This window comes from Vibrio sp. A1-1, assembly GCF_021728175.1.
GTDB lineage: Bacteria > Pseudomonadota > Gammaproteobacteria > Enterobacterales > Vibrionaceae > Vibrio > Vibrio diabolicus.
In genome coordinates this window covers 165,678-187,057 of record NZ_JAKKCL010000005.1, presented here as the reverse complement: position 1 = coordinate 187,057, position 21,380 = coordinate 165,678, and the positions used below count along the sequence as shown (strand labels likewise).

Here is a 21,380-nt window from a genome sequence, read left to right as displayed (position 1 = left end):
ACGATTTTATAATTGGGTATCACTCTGCTGTTATACCATTCCAACCAATTTTCTCTAGGTAAGAAGGTGAAAATTTCATTAAGAAGTTGCGATTATCTCGTGACAGATCGTATTTATAATTGAACTACAACAATGTTTTCGCCTTTTTTAAAGGTGATTTTTTTTGATTCAGGTATTGTGTCCCATTCTATTTTCTTATGCTCTCGATCGAGATTGATAAATTCGCCAGATTGATTTGGATCAATTTTTAGAGTGCTACTTTTTATCGTTTCGAGCGAAATTCCCGTTGAGTCACGATTAATTGTGATTATTTCACCTTCAATTGTTACATCGCATCGTTCTTTTTGTGAACAGTCAATGCTAGTAACGCTCTCGTGTGTAAAGGTACGCCAGAAAAATGCGCCTATTAACACACTGAGCATGATTAAGATTTGTGCAAGTCGCGCCTTTGTTAACTTTTGTGCAGGCATAATTACTAATATCCTTGTTACAAACTTCAAACTTTTTAAATAAAAAATGATTTCCAGGGGGCCAGTAAGGTTACTACCCTGTCATTGAATTGTTAATTCAAGTATAGTGTCACGCTGAAAATGCCACTTTTTATTAAAGTCAGCAATGGAAATAAGGTGATGATAACACTTGAATTCTAGAGTTTACTTGGGTGGTGTTACGACGCAAGTCGTGTTGGAAGTAAAAGTGTAGTTAATTAGAAATTGGAAGCATGCAAATGAGCCAAGTAAAGCAGCTTGAACAAAACTACAACTATACAGTCGTTCGCCAATTTACCCTTGTGACCATTTTATGGGGCATAGTTGGTATGGCTGTTGGTGTTTTGATTGCCGCTCAATTAGTTTGGCCACAGCTAAACTTTGATACGCCGTGGTTGACGTACAGTCGCTTACGTCCACTGCATACTAATGCGGTAATTTTTGCGTTTGGTACAAGTGCTCTGTTCGCAACGTCTTATTATGTTGTACAGCGTACATGTCAAACACGTCTTTTTGGTGGCCCACTCGTTGCCTTCACCTTTTGGGGTTGGCAAGCAATCATCCTGGCAGCAGCCATTACTTTGCCTCTCGGTTTAACATCGGGTAAAGAGTATGCTGAGCTAGAATGGCCTATTGATATCGCAATTGCGCTAGTATGGGTATCATATGCGGTGGTGTTCTTCGGCACACTGGTGAAGCGAAACACGTCACATATTTATGTGGCAAACTGGTTCTTCGGTGCCTTTATTATCACAGTAGCAGTACTTCACATCGTGAACAGCATGGCTATTCCTGTGTCACTTGGTAAATCTTACTCGATTTACTCAGGCGCAGTGGATGCGATGGTTCAGTGGTGGTATGGACACAATGCGGTAGGTTTCCTACTCACCGCTGGTTTCCTAGGCATGATGTACTACTTCGTTCCTAAACAAGCTGAACGTCCTGTTTATTCTTACCGTCTATCTATCGTTCACTTCTGGGCGCTTATTTCTCTATATATTTGGGCAGGCCCTCACCACCTTCACTATACAGCGCTACCGGACTGGACTCAGTCTCTAGGTATGGTGATGTCGCTGGTTCTATTTGCTCCTTCTTGGGGTGGTATGATCAACGGTATTATGACGTTATCTGGTGCATGGCATAAGCTTCGTTATGACCCTATCCTACGTTTCCTAATCGTTTCTTTGTCATTCTACGGTATGTCTACCTTTGAAGGTCCAATGATGTCGATTAAGACAGTTAACGCACTTTCTCACTACACAGACTGGACCATTGGTCACGTTCACTCTGGCGCGTTAGGTTGGGTTGCGATGGTTTCTATCGGCTCTGTATATCACTTAGTACCTCGCCTATTTGGCCAAGAGCGTATGTACTCTGTTGGTCTCGTGAATGTGCATTTCTGGCTAGCAACAATCGGTACCGTTCTTTACATCGTTGCGATGTGGATCTCTGGTGTAATGCAAGGTCTGATGTGGCGCGCGGTTAACTCTGACGGTACGCTAACTTACAGCTTTGTTGAGTCTGTAGAAGCGTCTTATCCGTTCTACTTTGTACGTTTCTTAGGTGGATTTATCTTCCTATCTGGTATGTTCCTAATGGCATACAACACGTACAAAACGGTAAGTGCACCAAAAGAAAGCCTAAAAGCTATCCCACATCCGGCATAAGGAGATTTAAGAATGAGTAATAATTCTAATAATCGCCACGAAATCTTAGAACGTAATGTCGGTTTGTTGGCTATTTTTATCGTGTTTGCTATCAGCTGGGGTGCTCTTGTAGAGATCACTCCTCTGATTTTCCAAAAGCAAACGACTGAACCTGTAGAGAATCTGCGTGCTTACACTCCTCTGGAGATGGAAGGTCGTGACATCTACATCCGTGAAGGTTGTAACGTTTGTCACAGCCAGATGGTTCGTCCTTTCCGCTCAGAGACTGAACGTTACGGTCACTACTCTGTTGCTGGTGAGAGTGTTTGGGAACACCCATTCCTTTGGGGCTCTAAGCGTACAGGTCCGGATTTAGCTCGTGTTGGTGGTCGTTATTCTGATGAATGGCACCGCGTTCACCTACTAGATCCTCGTGAGCTTGTGCCTGAGTCAAACATGCCAGGTTTCCCGTGGTTAGCTGAAAACGTTTTAGACGGTAAGCTAACTCAGAAGAAACTTGAGCTATTTCGTGATCAGTTCGGTGTTCCATACACTGATGAAGAGATCGCGAATTCGGCTAAAGAAGTAGAAGGTAAAACAGAGATGGATGCAATCATCGCTTACCTTCAGTCTCTTGGTCATGCAATGAAGTAAGGGGATCATATGGATTTCGGTACAATTCATAGTATTTATACCGTTGTACTCTTCGCTAGTTTTATCTGCATCGTATGGTGGGCATTTAGTAAAAAGCGTAAAGCACGCTTTGAAGAAGATGCCAACTTGGTGTTTGCTGACGAAGAACAAACGACCCCAAATAACCAAGGAGTGAAGAAGTAATGACTACATTCTGGAGTCTCTGGATTATCGTGATTACTGTCGGTACGCTGGTAGGCTGTGCGATTCTCCTGACTTGGTGCGCTAAAGATAAAATGGGCGTCGAGGAAGGGGAAGACATGGGCCACGAGTACGATGGTATTCGCGAGCTAAACAACCCTCTACCAAAGTGGTGGACTTACCTGTTTGTAAGCACATTTGTGTTCGCAGCAGTTTACCTTGCCCTATTCCCAGGTCTAGGTAGCTTCAAGGGCTTTTTAAACTGGCAGAGTTCGGCTCAAACCGTTCGCTCACTAGAAGAGTCAAAAGAAGCCATCGCTGCAGCACAAGAGAACAAGCAACTAAACCAATATGCAAAAGAACTGGATGATGCCGACGCTTACTTCGGCGAAGCATTCCGTAAACTCGCGCACAATGACAGTGGTCTACGCCCAATTCCTGAAATTGCGCAAGATCCTGAAGCATTAAAAGTTGGCCAACGTTTGTTTTTGCAAAACTGTTCTCAATGTCACGGCTCTGATGCTCGTGGTCAGAAAGGTTTCCCTAACCTAACTGATGATGCATGGCTATACGGCGGTGAACCAGCTGCAATCGTAACAACCATCATGCATGGCCGTATTGGTCAAATGCCAGCATGGAAAGATGCGCTTGGTGAGCAAGGTGTGCAAGAAGTTGTAAGCTACACACTTAGCCTATCTGGTCGTAAAGTGAATGCTCGTGAAGCAGCGGCAGGTAAAGCACGTTTCGTCGTGTGTGCAGCTTGTCACGGTACTGATGGTAAGGGTAACCCTGCAGTCGGTGCACCTGATCTTACAGACCAAGATTGGCTATTTGGCGACTCTCGTGCAGCTGTAACCGAAACCGTAATGAACGGCCGCTCAGGTGTAATGCCCGCGTGGAAAGACATTTTGGGTGAAGATAAAGTTCAGCTCGTTGCCTCTTATGTCTGGAGCTTAAGTAACTCAGAGAGTAAGTAACTGAGATATTAAGTAACATAGCAATAACAGCCCCTTTCATAGGGGCTGTCTTTCCTTTAAATTTAACGCCTTACATTTTTTCATTTAGCTGTTGAGAACTTTTTTATGGTAAAGCCTTGGTATAAACAATTTTGGCCGTGGTTCCTAATCATCCTTCCTCTTACTGTCGTAGTTTGGACTGTGATTACTGTGGTCGTTTTCTCGAACAACTCTGTTTCTTTAGTCGCCGAGGATTACTATAAAAAAGGCAAAGGCATTAACATCGACATTAGTAAAATGAATGTCGCTCGTGACCTAGGTCTTAACGCAGAGATTTCTTCTGAAAATAACAATGTTGTGATTGTTTTCGCTAAAGGGAAGCTATCTCATTACCCTGCTCTAACGGCCACTTTCACTCATCGTACTCTTCCTGATCGTGACTTTACAAAGCTCGTAACGGCGGATGCATCTGGTAATTACCGCCTAACGGCAGAAGAATCTATTCAAGGTCCTTGGTTTATCGAACTACAACCACATGACCAACAATGGATGATCCAAGGTAAAGTTGAATTTCCTGCCTCGTCAACACCGTTAATGAAGTAAGCATATGTGTGAATCCTGTTATCACTGTGGTGAAGATGTACCAGCCAACACGGATTTTAAAGTTGATATACTCGGTGAATCCCGCAAGATGTGTTGTCCTGGCTGCGAGACGGTTGCTCAAACCATCGTAGACAGCGGCTTAGTATCCTACTATCAATATAGAACTGCGCCTGCGGAAAAAGCAGATTTAGTACCAGAGCAACTCCAAGCTTTAATTCATTATGATAATGAAGATGTACAATCAGAATTTGTGCGAAATCGTGAAAATGTCTCTGAAGTAACTCTTTCTTTAGAAGGCGTTTCATGTGCAGCTTGTGCGTGGTTAATCGAAAAGCAAGTCTCTAATACGGCTGGGTTAGTGTCTATCCGCGTGAATACAACCACTAACCGCGCATTACTAGCCTGGGACAAAACTCAGGTGCGATTAAGTGAGCTCCTATCTGTCATTCATAAATTGGGTTATAAAGCCGCACCATTTGAAGCTGATAAGCAAGAAGCCTCTTATCATCGAATGATGAAGCAATACTTATACAGATTAGGTATTGCTGGTTTAGCTACCATGCAAGTTATGATGCTAGCCGTCGCATTGTACCTAGAAGTTTTTGGTGACCTAGAACCGGAGTTTAAAAATTACTTTCGTTGGGTAAGTTTGATCTTTGCTACGCCAGTCCTACTCTACTCTGCTCTTCCGTTTTACTTAAATGCGTGGCGAAGCATCAAAGGCCGAACCCTCGGTATGGATGTGCCTGTCTCGATTGCACTTATTTTTGCCTATGTAGCCAGCTTAATAGCAACCGTTACAGAACAGGGCGAAGTCTTCTTCGAATCGATTTCAATGTTCACTTTCTTCCTATTGGTTGGACGATTTTTAGAGATGCGAGCGCGTCGCAAAGCCGCAGCGGCGAGTGGTAACCTATTAAAGTTGATCCCAGCGATCGCCACGACGCTGGATGGCGAGCAAATACCAGTGAAAACTCTAAAAGTTGGTGATCGTATTCGCGTCCTTCCTGGTGAACATATCCCAGCTGACGGCAAAGTTATTTCGGGTCGTATTCATATTGATGAATCCATGCTAACGGGTGAATCCGTACATGTTGTGAAACGAGAAGGCGATGCGGTTTATGCAGGAACACTAAACGGTGATGAGTCATTTGAGCTAGAGGTCATGAGTTCCAAAGCCGACTCAATGATTTCCAATATCGTGCGTTTACAAGATGAAGCTCAACACTCCAAACCTAAAATCGCAGAAATTGCAGACGTTGTTGCTCGTTACTTTGTTGGAGCAATTCTTATTATTTCTGCTGGTACTTGGTTTTACTGGCATCAAACAAAACCAGATGATGCGTTTTGGATCATGCTATCCGTATTGGTAGCCACCTGTCCATGTGCCCTATCTCTTGCGACTCCAACTGCTCTAACTTGTGCTACCTCTCGTATGGGAAACTTTGGCATTTTGCTTCGTAAAGGTCATGTGTTCGAGACGCTATGTAAGATCAACCACTTAGTTGTAGATAAAACAGGTACTCTGACGAAAGGCGATATTGAGATCTGCGATACAAAAGTGTTGAGTGATCTTCCAAAAGAAGATTGTCTCTCTCTAGCCGCAGCATTAGAAGCTCATGCAAACCATCCTATCGCTCGCTCTTTTGCAAGTTACGCCAATGACGACTTTGTTGTGTATGAAGTGCAAAACGTGATTGGTTCAGGGATTGAGGGGATCTGGAATGGCAAAATCGTTAAGATAGGCAGTGCGGTTTTTGTTCAAGGCAAGGAAAGCGATGAAAGCCATGCGGTCTATCTTTCAGTTGATGGCGAGCATGTCGCTAGCTTTTACTACCGCGACCCTATCCGAAAAGAAAGCACAGCCTTTGTTCAACGTTTTGCTGACGCTGGAATTAAGACAACGCTGCTAACAGGTGACTCTCTCTCAAACGCTCGACCTGTAGCGAATGAAATTGGTATCGATCACGTCGTTGCGTCAGCAAAACCAGAAGACAAACTCGCGTACCTTAAGAGTCTTGATGAAGACAGTATCACAATGATGGTTGGCGATGGCATCAATGACGCACCTACTCTCGCCGGAGCTCATCTTTCTGTTGCAATGGGCGGTGGTACGGATGTCGCTAAAGCATCTGCAGATATGACGTTACTTGGGGATAATCTCGAAAAGCTACTAGAGGCACGTTTGCTTGCACTGCGTACAAGAAAGATTATTCGAGAAAACTTGGCTTGGTCTTTGGGTTACAACCTGTTAATTTTGCCTTTAGCTGTCGCTGGTTTAGTGGCTCCCTACATTGCAGTAGTTGGCATGTCTGCAAGCTCAATTATCGTTGTATCTAACTCTTTGCGCCTGCTCAAAGAGAAATAAGTAGAGAAAGCAAACATGGAAAGTCTTTATATATTGATTCCCATCGCTATCGTTCTCGTTTGTGTTGCTGTTGCCGTTTTTCTTTGGGCAGTAAGAAGTGATCAGTTTGAAGATCTAGAACGACAAGGACATAACATTCTTCTTGATGAAGAAGACAAATCTAATAGTGATAAAAAATAGCAACCTTTATGACTCCTGACTTTATTGGTGCTTTGATGATCGGCCTCGTCGGGGCCGGTCATTGCATGGGAATGTGTGGTGGTATCGCGTCTCTGCTTACCATGGGCTCTTCTACAAGTAAAAGCTCCCCCCTTATTCCACTCTTCTACAACCTAGGGCGACTGAGCAGCTATGCCGTAATCGGTGCATTAGTAGGCGGAGCAATATCAGGTTTATCTGAGCTAAGTGGATTAACGCATTCTCTTGCTTGGTTAAGGCTGATTGCCGCACTGTTCATGATTCTGGTTGCGCTTTATATTGCTAGATGGTGGCAAGGTTTACTGTTAATAGAAAAGTTAGGACAGCACATTTGGCGCTTTATCTCACCTGCTGGTAAGCGTTTGTTGCCATTAAAGCACCCTCTTCATGCTTTACCATTTGGCTTCATTTGGGGCTGGTTACCATGCGGCTTGGTTTATTCTGCGCTAACTTGGTCGGCGGTTTCAGGCAGCGCAATAAACGGTGGTCTTATTATGCTCGCGTTTGGCCTCGGAACACTTCCGGCAATGCTGATTATTGGATATGGTGCCAACCATTTTCAGAAATTACAAAAATCGTTAATATTTAGAAATATTTCAGCATTAATCCTTATTGGGTATGGTTCGTACACTGCTGTAGGAGCCATGGAGTTACTCGGTTTCATATAACGTTAAACTCTATTGAGGTGACATTTTTGCTACCCTTTAGGATTAAGCGATGCTAAAATATTGATGTATATCAAATAGTGAAAGGTTGTTATGATTTCTGAAAAACCTGCAACAAAGCGTATCCAATCAGGCGGTTGCGCCATTCATTGCCAAGATTGTAGCATTAGTCAGCTGTGTATCCCGTTCACTCTGAATGAGGCAGAACTTGATCAGCTTGACCAAATCATCGAACGTAAGAAGCCTATCCAAAAAGGACAAGAGCTTTTTAAGGCTGGTGACGAGCTAAAATCTCTGTACGCTATCCGCTCTGGTACCATCAAGAGCTATACGATCACAGAGCAAGGTGATGAGCAAATCACAGCGTTTCACTTGGCCGGAGACCTAGTTGGTTTCGATGCCATTACAGGTGACTCCCACCCTAGCTTTGCTCAAGCGCTTGAAACGTCGATGGTATGTGAAATCCCATACGAAATTTTAGACGACCTATCAGGTAAAATGCCTAAGCTTCGCCAGCAAATTATGCGTTTGATGAGTAACGAAATTAAAGGTGATCAGGAAATGATTTTGCTTCTTTCTAAAAAGAATGCAGAAGAACGTCTAGCGGCTTTCCTATACAACCTATCAACTCGTTTTTCTCAACGTGGCTTCAGCCCTAGAGAGTTTCGTTTAACGATGACTCGTGGTGATATTGGTAACTATCTTGGTCTTACAGTGGAAACAATCAGTCGCTTGTTGGGTCGTTTCCAGAAATCCGAGATCCTAAGTGTAAAAGGTAAATATATCACTATCTTAGACCACGATGCATTGATGGAACTTGCTGGTGTAACTAAAGAATAATACACCCCAATTATTGATGTAGCTCGAAAATGAGCTACATCATGTTTCTCATAAATTCCTTTCGAAAGTCCTCAAAAAGTTACCCAAACTAAGCTACAGTAAAAATGTACGGTGAGTACTCCAAAATACTGATTTAATTTATATTCAGTATCTGGTTTTGCAATAGAAGTGGGCTTAGTTATGAGTATATACAGTAAGATCCTTGTTGTAGCTGACATCAATAATGATGAGCAGCCCGCACTTGCAAGAGCTGTTCAATTAGCTCAAAAAAGTGTATCTAGAAGCCGAATCACTTTCTTTTTATCCATTTACGATTTCTCTTATGACATGACGTCAATGCTATCAGTGGATGAAAGAGATGCTATGCGTCGAGGTGTTATCCATCAACGTGAGCAGTGGATGCGTAAAATTGCTCAACCTTATCTAAACGATGGCTTCGACTTTGATGTATGTGTCGTCTGGCACAACCGTCCTTACGAAGCAATTATCGCTGAGGTCTATGCAGGCAGCCATGACCTAGTCATTAAAGGCACACGTAAGCACGACGTGTTAGAATCTGTGATTTTCACTCCGACCGATTGGCACTTGTTACGTAAATGCCCTATCCCAGTACTTCTGATTAAAAATGCAGATTGGCCAGAACAAGCAAGCATTCTTGCCTCGGTGCACGTAGGCTCTGAAAATCCAACTCATATTGATCTCAACGATGCCATGGTCGAGCGACTAAAAGAAGTCACCACCCGACTGGATGCCAAACCATACCTTGTTAATGCGTATCCCGTTACACCGGCGAACATTACCATTGAACTTCCTGAGTTTGATCCAACGACTTATACCGATGCCGTTCGAGGTCATCACTTAACTGCGATGAAAGCATTACGCCAAAAACACGGCCTTGATGAAGAGCAAACGATTGTTGAGCAAGGCTTACCTGAAGATGTCATTCCAGCAGCAGCAGAGCGCTTGAATGCTGCAATGGTTATTTTAGGCACTACAGGGCGAACCGGGCTTTCTGCTGTCTTTATTGGTAATACAGCTGAGCACGTGATCGATAAAATAAATTGCGATGTATTGGCTCTAAAACCAAAAGGCTACATTAGTCCTCTTGATCCAAACACAGCAACCTAATCTCTCTTTATGAGCGCTTTCAAACAGACGCTAATAGATCCCCCTAATAAAGGGGGATTTTTGTTTGGGGACAGTTAAAGCGTTGAATACAAAAAAGGAGGTCTAATTGACCTCCTTTTTACGAGTTAGATGTTCGTAACATCGATAAACATTGATTCATCAATATTCGTCGAAGAAACGACAGCCTCATTAAATTCATACTCTTCGCGGTTACCTTCACGGTCTAGCGGTAAGTTAACAAAGTCGAACAATTCGCGGTCTGCTAGTTGGCTTGGGCTTACGTTTTGAATTGATTTAAAAATCGCTTCCACACGCCCTGGCGTCTTCTTATCCCATTCAATCAACATTGCTTTTATAGATTGACGCTGAAGGTTCTCTTGAGAACCACAAAGGTTACACGGAATAATTGGGAAATCCTTGTGTTCAGCGTATTTGATCAGATCTTTTTCACGACAGTAAGTCAATGGACGAATGACCACGTTACGACCATCATCAGAGCGCAGCTTTGGTGGCATCGCTTTAAGGCGAGAGCCGTGGAACATATTCAAGAACATTGTTTCGACGATGTCATCCATGTGATGACCTAGCGCAAGCTTAGTTGCACCAATCTTCTCTGCAAATGAATACAACGTACCACGTCGTAGGCGTGAACACAGACCACAAGTGGTTTTGCCTTCTGGCACCTTCTCTTTTACGACTGAATACGTGTCCTTATCTACGATGTAGTAAGGGATATTCAGTGTTTCGAAATACTCAGGCAGAATATGCTCAGGGAAGCCCGGTTGTTTTTGGTCTAGGTTTACCGCAACCACTTCAAATTTGATTGGCGCAGCTTTTTGAAGATTCAACAGGATATCAAGCATCGCGAATGAATCTTTACCACCGCTAATACATGCCATCACAACATCGCCTTCTTCGATCATGTTGTAATCAGTAATGGCATTTCCAACATGTCTTCTCAGGCGTTTCTGAAGCTTGTTGAATTCTAGGGTTTCTTTTCTTGTATCTATTTGGTTCATTGCGGGCTCTCACATCGCCGATAAATCGACTAGGACTTCCTAACATGGGTTTCTTTGGGGCGTGGATTATACGAGCTTTTTACGCAGGATTAAATGCTTGTCTTATTGAGACATTAAGAAAAGGACACGAAAGGTAGCTTAGTTACCGTCACAAATGAAAAAAGAGCCGCAATTGCAGCCCTTTCTAAACTCTCAGTGTTCACTTCTTTGCGTTAGGCAGATAAGGTAGCACTCGCATCGTCGGTTCTGGTAGTGTCATTGTGCCACCTTGCCCTATTTCACTTAGTGCGACTTGTATCTTGCCATTGACAATTGGCTTTTCGGTTCCGTTTGAGAAAATCACTTTATCATTCAGTTGATTTGCAAACTCCATCGTCACACCTTGAACTTTAGGTGTAAACCAACCCGCAAACATACCGCCTAAATCTTCCAGCATCGTCTGCATTTGAGGTAGAAGAGGCTTAAGTTGCTCGTAAGAAACGTTACCCTGTAATGGTTCTTTGGTCATCACGACAAGTGAGTAATCGCAGCGAGTATCTTTTGGAGTATCGACAAAAACCAACGGATTCGCTGACTTTAAGTTTTTATCGACTGGCAGAGGCAACTCTTGTGAAGCAGGGATAACAAACTCTTCATAGTGCTCTTCTTTTTCCATCCAAGCTTTTTCTATTGTACAAATTTGCTTAGTTTTTGCGTCCACAAAGAAGACGCCAACTTTCACGTTGTCATGCCCTTCTTTATTGTTGTTTTTGAGTTGGGTGTATAACTTTGAGTACGTGAACATGTACTCTTGAGCTTGGGTTATTGGCGATACAAGAATTAGCGCCGCACTTCCCAATAGACTTAGGCTTAACTTTTTCATTTTATCCGTTATTTTATTGTGTCCAGTAGGCGTTATTATGACGAATCATAGCGCGAAGATCGTGTACATAAGCAATGCCACGTTCAGAATATGCTAGCAATCCATGAGTTAACTCTGACGCCGTTGCGACCGATAACAGGTCTTTGTTCTTTTCGGCTAGAGAAGCTCTGATTTCACGCAGTTCAGCATACGCTGGGTTTCGATTAACATTCATAAAGTAGCCATGAACCGACTGCTGTACAGAATCGAATTTTTCAACTTCATGAGCTTTGCCTGCGCCACGTTGCGCAGGAACAATTCCACAACCCTTTTTATAACACCATTGGCCGAACAAGTTGTTCGCTTGAGTGGCAAAACGAGAAGTGCCCCACGCAGATTCATTTGCTGCTTGAGTTAGAACCAGCGCTTCTGGTAAGACATTCACTCGCACAAGCATTTCACCCAACCACGCGTGATCGACTTTGTTGTCGCTCAAAGGCAAAGAATACAGAGCCGCTAGTCGCTGAGCGTACTCTTCTTGCTCTTGAGTGATTTGTCCCACCTTTAAAGAAGTAAGAAACGCTCGTTCATGGCGAATTCGTTGATTCTCAAGTGCTATTTTAGGCCTTAAAAAATCAAAAAACGCCGCTTTTTTCTCTTTGGTGTCTTTTATTGCGTTGAAGTCAGGGATATCACCAATGTGTGGCAAATGAGACAAATCGACATGCTTAATTGTCCCGGACAGCACATCAGGATTCTCAACATATTTAAACTGTTGCTCGTAGTGTAAATACGGTCCAATAGAAATGAAAGTGGCGGCTATACAGGTAGCCGCCACTCGTAAACTTATTGATTTTAAAGAATTAGGCATCAAACACCTGTGAGTTACCATCGTGATCATTGTCGTTTTTCTGTGTTGCAACGATCTTGAGCTTAATTCCAAACATTTCTCGGTAGAGTATGCCTTTCAAATGAAAGAAGAATGGCAACACAAAAATCAAGCCAATACCGTAGAACATCGCAGCGATAATAAACATCAACATCACGCCTAAGTAAAGCCCTGCGACGACAAAAATCTTCTTGTTAATAGCGCGAAGTGATAACAATAGCGCCTGCATTGGTGGCACTCTTTTTTCACAAATCAACAAGATAGAGTGACTAAACGCTAAAGAAAGATACAGGGACAGTAGAGGGAAGATCATACCAACTACGCCTTGCAGCATTAGGCTCATCAGCGTTGCTAGGATCACGGGAATAGTAAACTGCAGCCCTTTGCCTACATGGCGCAACTTAGTCTTTAGGCCCGCGATATGGCTCATGGCCATCAAGCTGATCCCTGCATAAATTGGAGCGCTGATCACCTCATAACTAAAGTTCGCGACATAAATAGAAGACACAATATCGTTAGTGAATGATTCTGGATTCTCAAATGCATCAAGAATAACAGTCAGATCACCCAACTGTAGTTGTAACGCGATATAGAAAATACCTAACTGGACAAAAAGCAATACAATAATAGCAGGAGAAAAGGATAAAAAGTGCTGGATGGTTGCTCGCCAAGCCTCATTGAAAACAGCCCCAGCTTTAAGCTCGTAGTTGCCAGACAAAGCTCGCTCTACACTCCCCCCAAGATTGAAATCTTTCTCAAAATCGTCGTTCATAGTTTATCCAAGATTAACTTGTAAAATTTTCACTGGAATTCCAGTCAATTAATGTGGCCGTTATTATAAAGAAATCTTTCCACATCTAACATCACAACTCACGTACTATCCTTGCAATCTCAACTGTATGGTTGATAATTAACCACTCTCAAAGTTATGAAATTGAAAACAATTATTGAACAGAGGCTAGTGCTATCAAACTGTGTTTAAATGCCAATTAATCTTATAAAAACAGTATGGTAAGGAATGATGACTTTTGCCTGCAAAATTTTTTCTGTTTCAAGATAAGAAAATGCTTTAATTTCACAATTTTGGTGATTATGATGCGCGCCTCAAAAGTGAATGGCTAGTGTCACATCAGCTGGGATTATTCCAGCTTGAACGTGGGGGAAATACAGACGTTGAACGCAAAACCGCAAGCAGGAAAGCCAGTTATTCGTTTATCTGGTATTAGTAAAAGTTTCGATGGTAAGGAAATCATCGGTAATTTAAATCTGGATGTTAATCATGGTGAGTTTCTGACGATTCTTGGGCCTTCTGGTTGTGGTAAAACGACAGTTTTACGAATGATTGCTGGTTTTGAAGCGGCGGATAACGGTCAAATCATTTTGGATGACCAAGATGTAACACAGGTTCCTGCTGAGCAGAGACACGTCAACACGGTATTTCAAAGTTACGCACTGTTTCCACACATGACCGTTTTTGACAATGTCGCTTTTGGTCTTCGTATGCAGAAAACGCCTGCAGCAGAGATTGAACCAAGAGTAATGGAAGCATTACGCATGGTTCGTCTAGAAAAAATGGCACAGCGTAAACCGCACCAACTTTCTGGTGGCCAGCAACAGCGTATCGCAATTGCTCGTGCAGTTGTTAATAAACCAAAAGTACTTCTGCTCGATGAATCGCTATCGGCGCTGGACTACAAGTTGCGTAAACAAATGCAGATCGAGTTGAAGCAGCTTCAGCGTCAACTTGGTATTACCTTTATCTTTGTAACACACGATCAGGAAGAAGCCCTATCGATGTCAGACCGCATTATCGTGATGCGTGATGGCGTTATCGAACAAGATGGCTCTCCGCGTGAGATTTACGAAGAGCCTAAGAACCTGTTTGTTGCTCGCTTTATTGGTGAGATCAACGTATTCAATGCAACCATGCTAGAGCGCATCGATGACAAACGCATCCGCGCAGAAATTGAAGGTGTTGAATCCGTCGTTTACTACGATAAGGAAGCACAGAAAGGCGACAAACTACAAGTACTACTTCGCCCTGAAGACTTACGTATCGAAGAAATCAAAGAGTCTGAAGAAAAAGGCATTGTAGGTCACGTGACTGAGCGTACTTATAAAGGTATGACGTTAGATTCTGTTATCCAATTGGATTCAGGTATGCGTGTAATGGTAAGCGAATTCTTTAACGAAGATGATCCTGATGTGGACCACTCACTTGGCCAGAAAGTCGCTATCACTTGGGTTGAGAGCTGGGAGGTAGTACTCAATGATAAGCAAGAAGATTAATCTTCAGAACGCGATCATTGCCTTAATCGTAGGCTGGCTAACACTGTTTGTGTTGGTACCAAACGTGATGATTATTGGTACCAGTTTCTTAACGCGTGATGAAGCAAACTTAATCGAAATGACATTCACTTTCGACAACTACTTGCGTCTGCTGGACCCACTGTATGCGAAAGTGCTGATGCACTCGTTCTACATGGCAATTGTGGCAACGTTGTTGTGTTTAGTCATTGGATACCCGTTTGCTTATATCGTAGCGAAAATGCCTGAAAAATGGCGTCCGTTTATGCTGTTTTTGGTGATCGTACCATTTTGGACGAACTCTTTGATTCGAACTTACGGACTGAAGATTGTTCTCGGTACACAGGGCATTTTGAACAAGTCGCTGATGGCAATGGAAATCATCGACAAGCCGTTGCGTATTATGTATACCGAAACGGCTGTAATGATTGGTCTTGTATACATCCTACTTCCTTTCATGATTCTGCCGCTTTACTCGGCAATCGAGAAGTTGGACAACACTTACATCGAGGCAGCAAAAGACCTCGGTGCGAACAAGCTCCAAACCATTACTAAAGTAATTCTACCTCTGACAATGCCTGGCATTATCGGTGGCTGTTTGTTGGTTCTACTACCTGCGCTGGGTATGTTCTACATCTCAGATCTTCTAGGCGGTGCGAAGAACCTACTGATTGGTAACGTAATTAAGAGCCAAGTATTGAACGCTCGTGATTGGCCATTTGGTGCTGCGACCAGTATCGCCCTCACCTTCGCAATGGCGGTCATGCTTTACGCTTACTACCGAGCAGGAAAATTATTGAATAAGAAAGTGGAGCTAGACTAATGGGACGCACAGTTAGATTTAGCTTTATGGCGTTGGTTTATGCATTTTTGTATCTGCCAATCGTTGTACTAATTGTAAATTCATTTAACGCCAATAAATTTGGTATGAAATGGGGTGGTTTCACCACGAAATGGTATGAAACCCTAGTCAACAACGACAGCCTAATGCAGGCTGCATGGCACTCATTGAACGTGGCGGTATTTTCTGCAACAGCGGCTACTATTATTGGGAGCTTAACAGCTGTTGCCCTATTCCGTTACTCGTTCAAAGGCAAAGGTGCTGTAAACGGCATGCTGTTTGTCGTAATGATGTCTCCAGATATTGTCATGGCGATTTCATTACTTGCTCTGTTCCTAGTATTAGGCGCACAGCTGGGCTTCTTTACTCTATTGATTGCCCACATCACCTTCTGTTTGCCATTTGTGGTGGTAACCGTATACAGCCGCTTAAATGGCTTCGATGTGAAGATGTTGGAAGCAGCAAAAGATCTTGGCGCAAGTGAATGGGTTATCTTAAAGCAGATCATCCTTCCTCTTGCAAAACCAGCAGTTGCGGCAGGCTGGCTGCTTAGCTTTACCCTGTCTCTGGACGACGTAATTATTAGTTCGTTCGTAACAGGTCCAACGTATGAAATCCTACCATTGAAAATTTACTCGATGGTTAAGGTGGGTATTTCACCGGAAGTGAATGCTCTTGCAACGGTCATGTTGGTGGTTTCTTTAATTCTTGTCGTAATTTCTCAGTTGCTTGCAAGAGAAAAAGTAAAGTAAAATCCACATCCGTTAACATCACGAAACAGAATGGTTACATGCCATTCTGTTTTTCTATCTACCGTCCAAAATGATTTGGACAACGTTTGGTTTGGAGCTAACGTCAATGAAAAAATGGGCTACTCTATTAGCTGGTAGTGCATGTGCGCTTTCTCTGTTCTCAGGTTCAGCGGCAGCGGACGATAAAGAATTGGTATTTATGAACTGGGGGCCTTACATCAACAGTAATATCCTAGAGCAATTTACCAAAGAAACTGGTATCAAAGTGATCTACTCGACTTACGAGTCGAATGAAACTTTGTACGCAAAGCTAAAAACTCATAACCAAGGTTATGATCTAGTGGTACCTTCAACGTACTTCGTAGCAAAAATGCGCGATGAAGGTATGCTACAAAAGATCGATAAGACTAAGCTTAAAAACTTCGGCAACCTAGATAAGAACTATCTAGACAAGCCTTACGATCCAAATAACGACTACTCTATTCCACACGTTGTTGCGATTACAGGTCTAGCGGTTAACGCAGATATGTACGATCCAAACGACTTCCAAAGCTGGGCAGATCTATGGAAGCCTGAGCTTGAAGGTCAAGTAATGCTGATGGACGACACTCGTGAAGTCTTCCATATCGCTCTGCGTAAACTTGGCTATTCAGGCAACTCAAAAGACCCTAAACAAATAGATGAAGCGTACGCTGAGCTACAAAAGTTGATGCCAAACGTTCTAGTTTTCAACTCTGACAACCCAGGCGCACCTTACATGTCTGGTGAAGTGGGCGTTGGTATGCTTTGGAACGGCAGCGCTGCAGCTGCTCAAAATGAAGGCCTAAATCTTAAACTCGTATTTCCTAAAGAAGGCGGTATCGGTTGGGTTGATAACTTCGCTATCTCTTCCGGTGCGAAGAACGTAGAAGCAGCTCACAAGATGATCGACTTCCTACTACGTCCAGAAATCGCAGAGCAAATCTCACGTGATACTGGTTACTTAACAGCGGTAGAGGAATCGAACGCTAAGTTTAAAGATGTTGCACCGCTATTTCCTTCTCAAGAAGATCTTGATCGAGTGGAATGGCAAGATGCGGTTGGTGATCTAACCGTTAAGTACGAAGATTACTTCCTAAAGCTGAAAGCGGGACAGTAATCGAGCTTGTGTAACAAGTCATCGACTAAAAGAAAATAGGCAGCAATACGCTGCCTATTTTTGTAATTGACTGATATAATTATGCGTTGCTAGGTTTATCTGGCTCGATGTCTAGTTTTATCTTCTCACAAAGCGGAGATACAGCCCTCGAGCTAAATAAACAGATTTGTGCTTACTGCGATTTGGCTCAACTTGATAACTCCAGCTAGTATTGACTTGTCCAATCGCGAAACAAAACGGAAAACAAATGAAAAGTAAATTCTACGCAAGCGCTCTATGTGCAGCGACGCTCATCGCTACCCCTGCAATGGCTGCTGATCAAGAACTGTATTTCTATAACTGGTCGGAATACATTCCAAACGAAGTTCTTGAAGACTTTACAAAAGAAACTGGAATCAAAGTTATTTACTCTACATATGAATCTAACGAGAGTATGTACGCAAAACTTAAAACCCAAGGTTCTGGTTACGACTTGGTAGTACCGTCTACCTATTTCGTCTCTAAAATGCGTAAAGAAAGCATGCTGCAACAGATCGACAAAGAGAAATTGTCTCATTTTGCCGATCTTGATACTAACTTCCTTAACAAACCGTTCGATCCGAACAACAACTACTCTATCCCTTACATTTGGGGGGCGACTGGTATTGGTATCAATGCTGACATGCTAGACAAATCGTCTGTTACTAAGTGGGATGATTTTTGGGATAGCAAGTGGGAAGGTCAACTAATGCTAATGGATGATTCTCGCGAAGTATTCCACATTGCATTGACTAAACTTGGTTACTCACCGAACACCACTAACCCAGATGAAATCAAAGCGGCTTATGAAGAGTTGAAGAAACTAATGCCAAACGTATTAGTATTTAACTCAGACTTTCCTGCAAACCCTTACCTAGCGGGTGAAGTTTCACTTGGTATGCTTTGGAACGGTTCTGCTTACATGGCTCGTCAAGAAGGCGCGAACATCGACATCATCTGGCCAGAAAAAGGAACGATCTTCTGGATGGACAGCCTGGCAATTCCAACTGGCGCGAAGAACGTTGATGCGGCTCATAAGATGATTGACTTCTTACTGCGCCCAGAAAACGCAGCTAAGATCGCACTAGAGATTGGTTACCCTACTCCAGTGAAAACGGCACACGAACTGCTACCGAAAGAATTTGCTAACGATCCAAGCATCTTCCCACCACAAGAAGTGATGGACAGCGGTACTTGGCAAGATGAAGTTGGCGAAGCGAGCGTAATGTACGATGAGTACTTCCAAAAGCTAAAAGTGAACAACTAATTCGTTAGTTTTAAAGATATGAAAGGCGGCTCATGAGCCGCTTTTTTTGTTCTTAATGACAAGACAAAAACTCTCCTCTGTGAGAATTATTACGCTCTTTCTTTTCCTTCTAGAGCCAGTATCTCGTCAACTAATTTTGGAACCTCGACGCTTGCTTTTCCGTAGCGTTTTTCCTCAAATTCACTTTCTACCGCACTAGGCTCGAGGTTAATTTCGATGGTGTGCGCGCCATGCATTTTTGCATCATGAACAAAACCTGCTGCGGGATATACGACGCCAGATGTCCCGATAGAAATAAATAAATCTGCTTCTTCTAATGCTGCGTAGATATCCCCCATTCGTAGTGGCATTTCACCAAACCAAACAATATGTGGTCGCATTTGTGAAGGGATCTGACAGCAGTGACAAAGCTCACCAGTCTTAATGTCCTCACTATGTTCTATAACTTGGTTTGATTCACTGCACCTCGCTTTTAAAAGCTCACCGTGCATATGAATGACGTTATGGCTGCCGCCTCTTTCGTGAAGGTTGTCTATATTTTGAGTGATGACCGTCACTTTACCTTCTAACTCGGTTTCTAGGCGGCCCAGTGCCTTATGCGCGGCATTCGGCTGTATCGCATTGTCTTGAAGTTTCTTGCGGCGTTGGTTGTAAAAGTCTTGAACAAGGTCCGGATCGCGAGCAAACCCTTCAGGTGTTGCTACATCTTCAATACGGTGATTCTCCCAAAGGCCATCTTGCGCACGAAATGTTTGAATACCAGATTCGGCCGAGATACCTGCACCAGTAAGTACTACAATATTTCTATAAGGGAAATTCATAACTCATCCTTGCTGTTTTTTCATTAGCTTAACACTGAAAGAATAGCAACAGTAGTAATATGGATTAGACCATGGTCGTAATGGTCACTATTAGAATTACAATTTAAGAGGAACAGCAATGAGACAAGTATCTCTAGCGCTTATATTACTTACGACTTTAGCAGGTTGCCAACTAACCAATGTTGAAGGCGAAGTGGACGACGTAAAAGTAAGAGTCAGCACCAATGACGATAACCATCGTGGTAATGGAGATTTCTGTCCCCCTGGCCAAGCAAAAAAAGGCAATTGCTAAAAGAGCGGCTTTACGCCGCTCCCACATTGGCCTCAATCCTCGTTGGTAGAAGATATTTTATGAATGGCTAGGTCAGCGCCATTGAATTCGTCTTCTTCCGAAAGCCTTAGTCCCATACTGGCATTGATCGCGCCGTAGACTGCAAGTGCCCCAATCACTGCGATAGAAATGCCCAAAAGCGTTCCTAGAAGCTGAACGAGAAAGCTCACGCCACCTAGCCCACCTAACGCGCTTTGCCCAAAGATCCCTGCTGCAATCCCCCCCCAAGCACCACATAAACCGTGTAAAGGCCAGACACCTAGCACATCATCAATCTTGGTTTTGTTTTGTAGGTAGGTAAAAAGATAAACAAATAGAACGCCAGCAATCGCACCTGTCACTAAAGCACCGATAGGATGCATTAAGTCTGAACCCGCACATACAGCAACCAAGCCAGCTAGTGGGCCATTATGAATAAAGCCGGGGTCATTCTTACCAGCCAACAATGACGCGACAATGCCTCCGACCATTGCCATCAATGAGTTCATAGCCACCAAGCCACTTATGCCTGACACGGTTTGAGCTGACATGACGTTGAAGCCAAACCACCCCACACATAAGATCCAAGCTCCCAAAGCCAAAAACGGAATATTCGAAGGTGCAAAGTTGGTATGCTTTCCTGCTCGAACTCTGCCTTTTCTCATGCCCAAAAACACAACGGCAACCAACGCTATCCAGCCGCCAACACCATGTACAACGACTGAACCTGCAAAGTCGTGAAAGCCATAACCAAAGGTACTTTCAAACCAAGCTTGAACACCAAAGTTTCCGTTCCAGATTATTCCCTCAAATAACGGGTATACGATGCCGACAGTAAAAAATGTTGCGATTAGAATCGGATAAAAACGAGCTCGTTCTGCGATACCACCTGAAACAATAGCGGGAATCGCTGCAGCGAAGGTCAGCAAGAAAAAGAACTTCACTAACTCGTAACCATTGCCTTGAGATAATGTCTCTGCATCAGCAAAGAAGGTGCCGCCATAAGCGACCCAGTATCCAATAAAAAAATACGCGATGGCGGATATACCGAAATCAGCCAATATTTTAACTAAAGCATTAACTTGGTTCTTTTGGCGCACGGTTCCTACTTCAAGAAAAGCAAAACCAGCATGCATCAAAAAAACCATGATTGCGCCAAGTAGTAAGAAAAGTGTGTCGGAACTTTGCGTGAGAGTTTGTACAGCGCCGTGTACCTGATTGGCAGTTACACTCATTATGATTGTCTCCGTTGATCTGTAGCGCACTTATCCTGTGCATCAAAGTTAGGCTCATCACCAATTTGGTGAACTTAGTTTATAGAGCGTCTAACAGAGCAATTCTCATTCCATAATTTACATTTCTAACACTTACGCTTTAATTTATTGTTTTGTATGAACTTTAATAAAATTATGCATTCTTGAAATGGTGCTTAACACGCTAATAAATGCACC

General features: G+C 43.1%; 23 protein-coding genes. 16 read left to right on the top strand and 7 right to left on the bottom strand.

Translation table 11 applies throughout. From position 1 onward, the window contains the following. Positions 1–113: 113 nt before the first annotated feature. On the bottom strand, positions 114–470 hold the full coding sequence (locus L3V30_RS10390; protein WP_104971694.1) for a hypothetical protein: 357 nt from the start codon (positions 468–470) through the stop codon (positions 114–116). 257 nt (positions 471–727) lie between these two features. Between L3V30_RS10390 and ccoN the strand changes: the two genes are divergently transcribed. The 10 genes from ccoN to uspE all read left to right on the top strand — a co-directional run bounded on the left by ccoN (position 728) and on the right by uspE (position 9,726). Next, a complete protein-coding gene (gene ccoN, locus L3V30_RS10385) occupies positions 728–2,155 on the top strand; it encodes a cytochrome-c oxidase, cbb3-type subunit I (protein ID WP_005396488.1) in 1,428 nt (475 codons plus the stop codon). 12 nt (positions 2,156–2,167) lie between these two features. After that, positions 2,168–2,788 (top strand): cytochrome-c oxidase, cbb3-type subunit II, encoded by a 621-nt coding sequence (ccoO, locus tag L3V30_RS10380; protein ID WP_005377475.1) that lies wholly within the window; start codon positions 2,168–2,170, stop codon positions 2,786–2,788. Between the two features lie 9 nt (positions 2,789–2,797). Continuing rightward, positions 2,798–2,971, top strand: coding sequence for a CcoQ/FixQ family Cbb3-type cytochrome c oxidase assembly chaperone (locus tag L3V30_RS10375; protein ID WP_237308865.1), 174 nt, complete (start codon positions 2,798–2,800; stop codon positions 2,969–2,971). Continuing rightward, positions 2,971–3,945, top strand: a complete 975-nt coding sequence (ccoP, locus tag L3V30_RS10370; RefSeq protein ID WP_005377487.1) for a cytochrome-c oxidase, cbb3-type subunit III — start codon at positions 2,971–2,973, stop codon at positions 3,943–3,945. Before L3V30_RS10375 ends, ccoP begins: the two co-directional genes overlap by 1 nt. A 105-nt stretch (positions 3,946–4,050) precedes the next feature. After that, positions 4,051–4,527 carry a FixH family protein gene (locus tag L3V30_RS10365; protein ID WP_046875302.1) on the top strand — a complete coding sequence of 159 codons (477 nt, stop codon included), beginning with the start codon at positions 4,051–4,053 and terminating at the stop codon, positions 4,525–4,527. A 4-nt stretch (positions 4,528–4,531) separates the two neighbouring features. Beyond that, positions 4,532–6,895, top strand: coding sequence for a heavy metal translocating P-type ATPase metal-binding domain-containing protein (locus L3V30_RS10360; RefSeq protein ID WP_237308864.1), 2,364 nt, complete (start codon positions 4,532–4,534; stop codon positions 6,893–6,895). A gap of 15 nt (positions 6,896–6,910) precedes the next feature. Continuing rightward, positions 6,911–7,075 carry a cbb3-type cytochrome oxidase assembly protein CcoS gene (ccoS, locus tag L3V30_RS10355; RefSeq protein WP_012841826.1) on the top strand — a complete coding sequence of 55 codons (165 nt, stop codon included), beginning with the start codon at positions 6,911–6,913 and terminating at the stop codon, positions 7,073–7,075. A gap of 8 nt (positions 7,076–7,083) precedes the next feature. Then, positions 7,084–7,761, top strand: coding sequence for a sulfite exporter TauE/SafE family protein (locus tag L3V30_RS10350; protein WP_006742590.1), 678 nt, complete (start codon positions 7,084–7,086; stop codon positions 7,759–7,761). Between the two features lie 90 nt (positions 7,762–7,851). Continuing rightward, positions 7,852–8,598: an FNR family transcription factor gene (locus L3V30_RS10345; RefSeq protein WP_005377497.1), complete on the top strand. Its 747-nt coding sequence runs from the start codon at positions 7,852–7,854 to the stop codon at positions 8,596–8,598. A gap of 180 nt (positions 8,599–8,778) precedes the next feature. Further along, on the top strand, positions 8,779–9,726 hold the full coding sequence (gene uspE, locus L3V30_RS10340; RefSeq protein WP_053807422.1) for a universal stress protein UspE: 948 nt from the start codon (positions 8,779–8,781) through the stop codon (positions 9,724–9,726). 125 nt (positions 9,727–9,851) lie between these two features. Here the strand turns inward: uspE and ttcA are convergent, their stop codons facing one another. The 4 genes from ttcA to L3V30_RS10320 form a co-directional block, all read right to left on the bottom strand. Beyond that, entirely contained in the window at positions 9,852–10,745 is an 894-nt protein-coding gene (gene ttcA / locus L3V30_RS10335) for a tRNA 2-thiocytidine(32) synthetase TtcA (RefSeq protein WP_005377502.1), read from the bottom strand. 199 nt (positions 10,746–10,944) lie between these two features. Continuing rightward, entirely contained in the window at positions 10,945–11,607 is a 663-nt protein-coding gene (locus L3V30_RS10330) for a DUF2987 domain-containing protein (protein WP_237308863.1), read from the bottom strand. Positions 11,608–11,620: 13 nt separating this feature from the next. Then, positions 11,621–12,457: a glucosaminidase domain-containing protein gene (locus tag L3V30_RS10325; protein ID WP_031780554.1), complete on the bottom strand. Its 837-nt coding sequence runs from the start codon at positions 12,455–12,457 to the stop codon at positions 11,621–11,623. Continuing rightward, complete coding sequence (locus L3V30_RS10320; RefSeq protein ID WP_005396476.1) at positions 12,450–13,247, bottom strand: hypothetical protein; 798 nt, start codon at positions 13,245–13,247, stop codon at positions 12,450–12,452. Before L3V30_RS10320 ends, L3V30_RS10325 begins: the two co-directional genes overlap by 8 nt. A 401-nt stretch (positions 13,248–13,648) precedes the next feature. On the opposite strand from L3V30_RS10320, the gene potA reads away from it, so the two are divergent. From potA to L3V30_RS10295, 5 genes are all read left to right on the top strand, one after another. Then, positions 13,649–14,764, top strand: a complete 1,116-nt coding sequence (gene potA, locus L3V30_RS10315; RefSeq protein WP_005396475.1) for a spermidine/putrescine ABC transporter ATP-binding protein PotA — start codon at positions 13,649–13,651, stop codon at positions 14,762–14,764. Then, positions 14,745–15,605, top strand: a complete 861-nt coding sequence (gene potB / locus L3V30_RS10310) for a spermidine/putrescine ABC transporter permease PotB (RefSeq protein WP_012841831.1) — start codon at positions 14,745–14,747, stop codon at positions 15,603–15,605. The genes potA and potB overlap by 20 nt, the downstream gene beginning before the upstream one ends. After that, entirely contained in the window at positions 15,605–16,375 is a 771-nt protein-coding gene (gene potC, locus L3V30_RS10305) for a spermidine/putrescine ABC transporter permease PotC (protein WP_005396472.1), read from the top strand. The genes potB and potC overlap by 1 nt, the downstream gene beginning before the upstream one ends. A gap of 106 nt (positions 16,376–16,481) precedes the next feature. After that, a complete protein-coding gene (locus tag L3V30_RS10300; protein WP_012841832.1) occupies positions 16,482–17,513 on the top strand; it encodes an extracellular solute-binding protein in 1,032 nt (343 codons plus the stop codon). A gap of 247 nt (positions 17,514–17,760) precedes the next feature. Continuing rightward, on the top strand, positions 17,761–18,798 hold the full coding sequence (locus L3V30_RS10295) for an extracellular solute-binding protein (RefSeq protein ID WP_053807418.1): 1,038 nt from the start codon (positions 17,761–17,763) through the stop codon (positions 18,796–18,798). 89 nt (positions 18,799–18,887) lie between these two features. Here L3V30_RS10295 and cobB read toward each other — a convergent pair whose 3' ends face one another. Next, the gene (gene cobB / locus L3V30_RS10290; RefSeq protein ID WP_005396469.1) at positions 18,888–19,619 is read right to left on the bottom strand and encodes a Sir2 family NAD+-dependent deacetylase; all 732 of its coding nucleotides are present in this window, start codon (positions 19,617–19,619) and stop codon (positions 18,888–18,890) included. Positions 19,620–19,737: 118 nt separating this feature from the next. Between cobB and L3V30_RS10285 the strand changes: the two genes are divergently transcribed. Beyond that, the gene (locus tag L3V30_RS10285; protein WP_012841833.1) at positions 19,738–19,911 is read left to right on the top strand and encodes a hypothetical protein; all 174 of its coding nucleotides are present in this window, start codon (positions 19,738–19,740) and stop codon (positions 19,909–19,911) included. Between the two features lie 32 nt (positions 19,912–19,943). Here L3V30_RS10285 and L3V30_RS10280 read toward each other — a convergent pair whose 3' ends face one another. Further along, positions 19,944–21,164: an ammonium transporter gene (locus L3V30_RS10280; RefSeq protein ID WP_046875293.1), complete on the bottom strand. Its 1,221-nt coding sequence runs from the start codon at positions 21,162–21,164 to the stop codon at positions 19,944–19,946. Positions 21,165–21,380 lie beyond the last annotated feature (216 nt).

Coding starts and splice junctions, on each gene's coding strand:
- L3V30_RS10390 (WP_104971694.1), bottom strand. CDS start 470: ATGCCTGCACAAAAGTTAACAAAGGCGCGACTTGCACAAATCTTAATC.
- ccoN (WP_005396488.1), top strand. CDS start 728: ATGAGCCAAGTAAAGCAGCTTGAACAAAACTACAACTATACAGTCGTT.
- ccoO (WP_005377475.1), top strand. CDS start 2,168: ATGAGTAATAATTCTAATAATCGCCACGAAATCTTAGAACGTAATGTC.
- L3V30_RS10375 (WP_237308865.1), top strand. CDS start 2,798: ATGGATTTCGGTACAATTCATAGTATTTATACCGTTGTACTCTTCGCT.
- ccoP (WP_005377487.1), top strand. CDS start 2,971: ATGACTACATTCTGGAGTCTCTGGATTATCGTGATTACTGTCGGTACG.
- L3V30_RS10365 (WP_046875302.1), top strand. CDS start 4,051: ATGGTAAAGCCTTGGTATAAACAATTTTGGCCGTGGTTCCTAATCATC.
- L3V30_RS10360 (WP_237308864.1), top strand. CDS start 4,532: ATGTGTGAATCCTGTTATCACTGTGGTGAAGATGTACCAGCCAACACG.
- ccoS (WP_012841826.1), top strand. CDS start 6,911: ATGGAAAGTCTTTATATATTGATTCCCATCGCTATCGTTCTCGTTTGT.
- L3V30_RS10350 (WP_006742590.1), top strand. CDS start 7,084: ATGACTCCTGACTTTATTGGTGCTTTGATGATCGGCCTCGTCGGGGCC.
- L3V30_RS10345 (WP_005377497.1), top strand. CDS start 7,852: ATGATTTCTGAAAAACCTGCAACAAAGCGTATCCAATCAGGCGGTTGC.
- uspE (WP_053807422.1), top strand. CDS start 8,779: ATGAGTATATACAGTAAGATCCTTGTTGTAGCTGACATCAATAATGAT.
- ttcA (WP_005377502.1), bottom strand. CDS start 10,745: ATGAACCAAATAGATACAAGAAAAGAAACCCTAGAATTCAACAAGCTT.
- L3V30_RS10330 (WP_237308863.1), bottom strand. CDS start 11,607: ATGAAAAAGTTAAGCCTAAGTCTATTGGGAAGTGCGGCGCTAATTCTT.
- L3V30_RS10325 (WP_031780554.1), bottom strand. CDS start 12,457: ATGCCTAATTCTTTAAAATCAATAAGTTTACGAGTGGCGGCTACCTGT.
- L3V30_RS10320 (WP_005396476.1), bottom strand. CDS start 13,247: ATGAACGACGATTTTGAGAAAGATTTCAATCTTGGGGGGAGTGTAGAG.
- potB (WP_012841831.1), top strand. CDS start 14,745: ATGATAAGCAAGAAGATTAATCTTCAGAACGCGATCATTGCCTTAATC.
- potC (WP_005396472.1), top strand. CDS start 15,605: ATGGGACGCACAGTTAGATTTAGCTTTATGGCGTTGGTTTATGCATTT.
- L3V30_RS10300 (WP_012841832.1), top strand. CDS start 16,482: ATGAAAAAATGGGCTACTCTATTAGCTGGTAGTGCATGTGCGCTTTCT.
- L3V30_RS10295 (WP_053807418.1), top strand. CDS start 17,761: ATGAAAAGTAAATTCTACGCAAGCGCTCTATGTGCAGCGACGCTCATC.
- cobB (WP_005396469.1), bottom strand. CDS start 19,619: ATGAATTTCCCTTATAGAAATATTGTAGTACTTACTGGTGCAGGTATC.
- L3V30_RS10285 (WP_012841833.1), top strand. CDS start 19,738: ATGAGACAAGTATCTCTAGCGCTTATATTACTTACGACTTTAGCAGGT.
- L3V30_RS10280 (WP_046875293.1), bottom strand. CDS start 21,164: ATGAGTGTAACTGCCAATCAGGTACACGGCGCTGTACAAACTCTCACG.